This window comes from Paenibacillus sp. J2R1T-4, from assembly GCF_059692235.1.
The window spans coordinates 1-1,357 of record NZ_JCAUBA010000049.1 but is presented as its reverse complement, the minus strand read 5'-3'; the positions used below and the strand labels follow the sequence as shown (position 1 = coordinate 1,357).

Here is a 1,357-nt window from a genome sequence, read left to right as displayed (position 1 = left end):
CTACATCCATACACTACTTCGGTTCCAGCGCTCTATGCCGTCTTCTCCCTCTAACATCCACACACTACTCCGGTTCCAACGCTCTATGCCGTCTATCCCCCTCTACATCCACACACTACTCCGATTCCAACGCTCTATGCCGTCTTCTCCCTCTACATCCACACACTACTTCGGTTCCGACGCTCTATGCCCACTTCTCCCTCTACATCCACACACTACTTCGGTTCCGACGCTCTATGCCCACTTCTCCCTCTACATCCACACACTACTTCGGTTCCGACGCTCTATGCCCACTTCTCCCTCTCCATCCACACACTACTCCGGTTTCAGCTTAGCATTCTAATATTAGTTGCGAAAAAGCAATTAAATTGTTCCACGCTGATCGGACTCGCGCATTTAGTTGCATAAAAGCAATTAATCATAGCAAATCGTCATTTCCCGGCCTCTCAAGGTAGATTAGTTGCTGTTTGGCAGCTAATTCGGTCAAAAGAGCCGAGGGGTGTGGGATTAGATGCGGTTTTGCAACTAATTCGAGCAAAACGGGTGTGTGAGCGAATAGCGCGGTTGTGGTTACTGCATAGATCCTGTTGAGATCTGTTAGCCACTGCTAGCATAGGTTATTTCGTCGAACAAGACGGCTTTGGCTGAAATAGCAAGTTTTACTACTGGTTATTGGCCTGATTTTGAGAAAATTCGGTTCAGAGTGCAGAAATAAGGGATAGTCAGATTGGCTAATTCGTGCTTGAGTGATGAAATGGCCCAAATAGGCAGTAGTAACATGGCTTATCTGTGAGCGGGCATAACGCTATAATCCAAATTAACCACGACAAGCAGGAGTGAAGGAGAAAAGAACAGCGATTTAGCTTAAGGAAGGTGGAAATCACACTACGGAATCGTGCAATCGAGACCTAGCAGCTTCCGGTTTTGCAACTAATTCGCTTCATTCGATAAGCTCAGGCTTGAATTGTAATAATCTAGACAGCAAAAGACCCGCACATGATGTGCGGGTCTTTTGCTTATCTGCTCCTGCTTGGCAACGTCCTACTCTCCCAGGACCCTGCGGTCCAAGTACCATCGGCGCTGGAGGGCTTAACGGTCGTGTTCGGGATGGGAACGCGTGGTTCCCCTCCGCCGTCGTCACCAAACGATGAGGCAGATGTTACATTCAGGGTTGTACCCTGAAAACTGGATGCGAATAACGGTAACGAGCCGTGTTTGTTGTGCTTGTCACTCGGGTATGAGTGTGTTGGATAAGCCCTCGACCGATTAGTATTCGTCAGCTCCATGCATTACTGCACGTCCACCTCGAACCTATCAACCTCGTTGTCTACAAGGGGTCTTACTAATTGGGAAATCT

2 rRNA genes are annotated in these 1,357 nt (G+C 48.2%); both read right to left on the bottom strand.

Annotation, left to right across the window (positions count from 1 at the left end):
* Positions 1-1,028: 1,028 nt before the first annotated feature.
* Positions 1,029-1,145 (bottom strand): 5S ribosomal RNA (gene rrf, locus AC58QD_RS32480).
* A gap of 101 nt (positions 1,146-1,246) precedes the next feature.
* Positions 1,247-1,357, bottom strand: a 23S ribosomal RNA gene (locus AC58QD_RS32475); the annotation flags it as partial.